This is a genomic window from Aquimarina ulvae, assembly GCF_053613295.3.
Map to the genome: position 1 here is coordinate 142,907 of NZ_JBSIBP030000011.1, position 6,624 is coordinate 149,530.

At 36.5% G+C, this 6,624-nt stretch carries 4 protein-coding genes; all 4 read left to right on the plus strand.

All coding sequences use genetic code 11. The features are described 5' to 3' along the window. Positions 1-38 precede the first annotated feature (38 nt). Positions 39-1,670: a glycoside hydrolase family 16 protein gene (locus tag ACWGOQ_RS19820; RefSeq protein WP_452060271.1), complete on the plus strand. Its 1,632-nt coding sequence runs from the start codon at positions 39-41 to the stop codon at positions 1,668-1,670. Positions 1,671-1,775: 105 nt separating this feature from the next. Further along, a complete protein-coding gene (gene bglX / locus ACWGOQ_RS19825; RefSeq protein WP_452060272.1) occupies positions 1,776-4,100 on the plus strand; it encodes a beta-glucosidase BglX in 2,325 nt (774 codons plus the stop codon). A gap of 1 nt (position 4,101) precedes the next feature. After that, on the plus strand, positions 4,102-4,860 hold the full coding sequence (locus ACWGOQ_RS19830; RefSeq protein ID WP_452060273.1) for a glycoside hydrolase family 16 protein: 759 nt from the start codon (positions 4,102-4,104) through the stop codon (positions 4,858-4,860). Between the two features lie 313 nt (positions 4,861-5,173). Then, on the plus strand, positions 5,174-6,624 hold a 1,451-nt coding region (locus ACWGOQ_RS19835; protein WP_458202850.1), incomplete at its 3' end, for a glycoside hydrolase family 64 protein.

Below are 6,624 nucleotides of genomic sequence, written 5' to 3' on the forward strand. Positions count from 1 at the left end.
TATAAAACGGTAACGTTTTCATTTTTAAAATAATCATTATGAAGAAAATAAATTATATAATAAGTTTTGTCCTTACGCTTGCTTTTTTTACAAGCTGTCAAGAGGACGACCTCTCTGTAGGAGAAATTAAAGCACCTTCTAATATTCAAGTAGCTATTGATATTGTTGGTGCAGATGCCAATAACCCAAATGGAGATGGAAGCGGTACAGTAAATTTCAGTGCAACTGCAGATGACGCTATTTCATTTAACTACATTTTTAATGGAACTGCAACAGCATCTCCATCAGGAACCCAAGCATATAATTTTTCAGTTACGGGGTTAAGTACGTACACAGTGACTGTTATTGCAGTAGGAGCGGGAGGCATATCATCCAGTACTTCTATAGAAGTAGATGTATTGGTTTTATATGAACCACCAGTAGAATTAATAACCATGCTAACTACAGGATCGTGGAGAATTAAAAATGAAAGTTCTACACATTTTGGACTTGGACCAGTAGGAGGTACAGATTTTGCAGAGTTTTTCTCCGCTCCAGCAAACGATAAAGCAGGTGTTGGTATGTATGACGATAGATATATCTTTAACGGAGATGGTACATTTAGACATATAACGGATAGCACTAATGATGACCCTACGGTAGACCCTTCAGGAACAGTATTTGGTAGAGAAAATTTAATTGATGAATTAGGAGGAACGGGCAGTGGAACTGCGAATGGAGCTGATATAGAAAACTATCCTTATGATGATTACACTGGTACGTGGTCAATTACCGCTCCAGGAGGTGTAGTTACTCTAAATCTAAGTGGAATCGGTTTCATAGGATATTATATTGGAGGTGATCATTCTTATGAATTGGTTGGTTATAACCCTCAGCAAGCTACTAATGATCTTACATTACGCTCCACAGACGGCAATAACGAATTTGACTGGTGGTTCTTAATTACTTCACAAGACGAGAATACAGGAAATGATAACGACTTTAATACATTGGTTTGGTCCGATGAATTTGATACAGATGGCGCCCCAAATAGTGCAAATTGGACCTATGATTTAGGAACAGGAGATAATGGATGGGGTAATGGAGAGGCACAATCATACACTGACGACCCTAGTAATGTTATTGTTGAGAATGGCTTATTGAAAATCACAGCTAGAGCAGAAAACGGAGGATACACCTCAGCAAGAATTAAGTCTCAGGACTTATTTGAGTTTACATATGGTAGGGTTGAAATCAGCGCTAAATTGCCAGATGGAGGTGGCACATGGCCAGCACTCTGGTTGCTAGGTGCTAATTTTGAAACCGTAGGTTGGCCTAATTGTGGAGAAATTGATATTATGGAGCACGTAGGAAATAATATAAATGATGTTTCCAGTGCGCTTCATCTTCCAGGAAACTCAGCAGGTAATGCTATCGTTGGCCGTACAACACTTTCGGATGCTACAACTGCTTTTCACGTGTATAGTGTGGAATGGTCGTCTGATCAACTTGTTTTAGCAGTTGATGGCACTCCACATCTCACATACTCCTATGGTAGTGATGTTCCCTTCTATGAAAATGATTTCTTTTTAATTCTTAACGTAGCTATGGGAGGTACCCTAGGAGGAGCCATAGATCCTTCATTCGCAGACTCGACTATGGAAATAGATTATGTAAGAGTTTATCAGTAGATATACACTTAGTTTTAAATTGTTTTTTAAAGGAAGGTTATTGACCACATAGCCTTCCTAAAAACATTAATTTTGCAGTAAATAATATATTTAGATCTATTTATAATGAAAAAAAGTAATGTAGTAATCATTGGACTCCTATGCGGGCTATTTCTAAACAGCTGCAATTCGTCGTCAGAAAAAATGAATGATTTGGATTCTAATATTGCAGAAACTTCTAAAGGTTTGAATCAAACAGTAGAATCAAAGATAGACTCTTTACTTTCTATAATGACTTTAGAGGAAAAAATTGGTCAGATGAATCAATATAATGGTTTCTGGGACCTTACGGGTCCTCAGCCTAAAGAAGGTGCAGCAGCAAAAAAATATGAACACCTACGAAAGGGTTGGGTTGGATCTATGCTTAATGTTAGAGGTGTTGAAGATGTGAAAAAAGTACAAAAAATTGCTGTAGAAGAATCAAGATTAGGCATTCCTTTAATCATAGGATTTGACGTAATACATGGTTATAAAACAATGAGTCCGATTCCACTTGCAGAATCAGCAAGTTGGGATATGGATGCAATCAGAAAGTCTGCTGAGGTAGCGGCTCTTGAAGCTTCTGCTGCAGGAATTAACTGGACATTTGCACCAATGATTGATATATCTAGAGATGCCAGATGGGGAAGAGTGATGGAAGGTGGAGGAGAAGATCCTTTTTTGGGAGCAAAAATTGGTATGGCAAGAATAGAAGGCTTTCAAGGAAATGATTTATCTGCTAATCATACAATAGCAGCTTGTGCAAAACACTTTGCAGGTTATGGTTTTTCAGAATCTGGTAGAGATTATAACACTGTGGATATCGGTACTTCTACCTTAAATAATATTGTGTTTCCTCCTTTCAGAGCTGCGGTAAAAGCAAATGTGAAAACTTTTATGAATTCTTTTAATGAGCTAAACGGAGTTCCTGCCACAGGAAACAAAATGTTACAAAGAGATATTTTAAAAGGAGATTGGAACTTCCAGGGTTTTATAGTTTCTGATTGGGGCTCTATTACCGAAATGATAGCGCACGGCTATGCAAAAGATGGAAAAGGTGCAGCAGAATTAGCTGCTATAGGTGGATCTGATATGGATATGGAATCATATCTTTATGTAGAACACCTTGCTAATCTGGTAAAAGAAGGTAAAGTTAAAGAGCGTTTTATTGACGATTCGGCCAGAAGAATTCTCAGAGTAAAATATGAACTTGGGTTATTTGAAGATCCTTATAAATATTGTGATGAGAACCGAGAAAAGACAGTGATTGGCAGTAAACAAAATCAAGAAGCAGTATTAGACGTGGCCAAAAAGTCAATTGTATTGCTCAAGAATGATAAAAAATTGCTTCCTCTTAAAAAAGAAGGAAAAAAAATAGCCCTAATTGGTGCATTGGCTAGTGATAAGAATAGTCCTTTGGGAAGTTGGAGAATCGCTGCGGATGATAATACAGCTGTTTCAGTTTTAGAAGGAATGCAGCAGTATAAAGGCAATTCGTTAGTATATGCCAAAGGTGCAGATGTGTCGTTAGGAAACACCACATTCGTAACCGAAACAAAAATTAACACCACAAATAGGAGTGAGTTTGCAGAAGCTGTAAAAGTAGCTAAAGCGGCAGATGTGGTTATAATTGTTTTAGGAGAAGTAGGTTTTCAAAGCGGTGAAGGGCGAAGCAGAACAGATCTTGACTTGCCAGGTGTACAGCAAGACCTTTTAGAAACAGTATATGAAGCAAATAAAAATGTTGTGTTGGTCTTAAATAATGGTAGACCATTAACAATCCCTTGGGCAGATAAACATATTCCGGCAATAGTTGAAGCTTGGCAATTAGGATCTCAAAGCGGTCATGCAATTGCACAGGTTTTATACGGGGATTATAATCCAAGTGGAAAATTGCCAATGTCATTTCCAAGAAGTGTGGGTCAAGTACCTATTTATTATAACTATAAAAATACGGGTAGACCATCCGAGCCCGCTCCAAACCTTGTTTTTTGGTCACATTATTCTGACCAAAAAAATTCTCCATTGTATGCCTTTGGTCACGGATTGAGTTATACTAGTTTTGAATATGGTAATTTAAATGTTACCATGGAAAATCAAACGACTAGTAATGCAAAAATAAATGTTTCCATAGATGTTACTAATTCTGGAGAATATGAAGGTAAAGAGGTAACTCAGCTATATATAAGAGATCTTTTCGCTAGCATTACAAGACCAGTGAAAGAGTTAAAAGGTTTTGAAATGATCTCATTAAAACCAGGAGAAACTAAAACCGTAAAATTTGAATTAGACACAGAAACTTTAGGGTTTTATGATAATAACAATCAGTGGATTGTTGAACCGGGAACGTTTGAAGTTTTTGTAGGCGGTAGCTCGGATAAAACTATAAAATCAACTTTTGAACTAAATTAGATTGAAAAATTTCTTAAGCTATATCATTCTTTCTTTAACCATCATCTCATGCCGGAATTCGGATTCTATGATTTGGGAAGAGAATTTTAATGGAACTCAGCTAAACGAATCATATTGGAACTATCAATTGGGAGATGGTTGTCCTGATGTGTGTGGTTGGGGTAATAATGAAAGGCAAATCTATACGAGGGAAAATGTAAAACTTGAGAAAGGTAATTTAATAATTACAGCAACCAAAAAAGGAGATATATATAAATCCGGTAGGATTACTACAAAAGATAAAAAAGAGTTTCAATATGGTACCATAGAAGTACGTGCCAAATTACCAACAGGTCACGGATTATGGCCAGCCATCTGGATGCTAGGAGCTGATATAGGGAAAATAGGTTGGCCGGATTGTGGAGAAATAGACATTATGGAATATGTTGGGAAGGAACCTCATACTGTCTATACATCCTTACATACGAGACAAAGTTTCGGAAATACTGCTAACTCTCAGAAAACTATTGATGACACGATAGAAGAGGGTTTTCATGTATACAAATCAAAATGGACTAAAGACGAAATAGAATTTTATATCGATAACAAACTGGTTTATACATTTTCTCCAGAAATAAAAAATGACAAAACCTGGCCTTTTAATAAGCCATTTTATATAATTATGAACCTTGCCATTGGTGGTAATTTTGGGGGTCCAGAAGTGGATGATACAATCTTTCCAAAGAAATTTGAGATTGATTATATCAAAATCTGGAAGTAAATACCATTCATAGCTAGGAATAGTAAATTCAGCTCTACCCTTGATTTCAGCATCGTATATATTCATTATACAACTGAAATCAGATTTAAGATGTTGATATTTTTAATATCAAATTCGGAAATAGATGAATAGAAGTACATAAATGTATTTCTATTTATGTGGACTACTTGGGAAAAATATATCGCGATCAGATCGGGTTTCAATAAAACGATTTGAATGTGAAAGACATTGATGCTGTATGTGCCAAAACACATATGGACAAGGATTATATGAAATTTTTCGAACTAACTTAATTACACAAATTATCTAAATCATGAAAACAAACGTATTCTTAAAAACGAACTCAAAGACCACTAGTTTTCTCAAACTACTAGTTTTACTCTTATTTTTTAGTGTTACAGTAAAAGCACAGACCTTACCTTATGAAATATCAAATACTTCAGATTATCCTGATGATGAAGTTTTTATAGCTATAGTTGGCATTACCGATGGTCATGTGTGGGTAGACCCCATAAGTGGACAGGTAAACAATATGGATCCTTCGATCAATACAGTACAAGGACCCGTTATTGGTGGTAATCAAGGCCCAGGACTCGACGGAAAATATGCAGACTGTTTTCGTAGACTAAGTGATATTCCAAACAAAACGGTTCAGATTCCTAAAATAGCTGGGTGCCGTATAATGATTTCATTTAAAAGTCAGTTGTATTTATACTTTTTTGGGCATTCCGGAGCACCGAGTGGGTATGCAGCCCCTAATTTGGAAAACCCTACAGACCCCAATCAAGGAATCAAATTTGAATTGATCGAACTTACTTTTAACGACATTGGTTTATGGTGCAACACCTCTAGAGTAGATGCTTATCAATACCCTATGGGATTAGAAGTTTGGGGCGATGGTTTTTATAAAAAAGTAGGAGAATTAAAGAATCATAATGAAATTTTAGATGAATGGCGACGTACAGCTCCTGGAGAGTTTCAAAGTTTACTGAATGAGTCAGAAGGTTCAATTCATTTCCCAACAAAAGTAGCATCGTTTCCAAATAATTTTATGGATGGATATATCAATGATATCTGGTCTAAATACTCAAGTCAGGAATTAGCCTTTACATCAGATGCGGGTATCTGGAGAGGTAGTGTACAAGGAAATAATTTTGTTTTCAGGAGAGATAGTGATGGACAAATAGGAACTATTTTTGGTAAGCCAACTACAATTGAAGCAATGGAAGGTAGTGGTGTTATGGCTTCAGGAGATCGATGGGATTTAGTAGTGCAATCTCAAATGGTAGCAGCAATCACAAGACATGCTGTGGACTTAAATATGCCTTCAGGTGCTTTGCAAAATTTTGGAGACAGTTCTAAATATTACCAAACCTGGCCTTACAATTGGTATTCTAAATTTTTCCATCGAACCGATATTAGCTTCGAAAGTCAAACGTACACTTTTGCCTATGATGATGTCTACGATCAATCTGCAACAATTCATACCCCAAATCCAACAAACATCAAAATTACGTTAGGGAAAATTGACGGAAACTCAACGCCTGATAATCCGCCTGTTAGATTATATCTTGATTGCCCTTTTTCTGGCACTGCAGTAGGTCTTTCTGAAGGTAGTTATACGATGACACAATTAGCGGCACTTGGGATACCTAATGACAATGTTTCTTCTTTACGCGTTCAACCAGGATATAAAGCTACCTTGTACTGGGATGACAATTTTAGCGGAGCCAGCTTAGTGAAAACATCTGATGATAGTTGTTT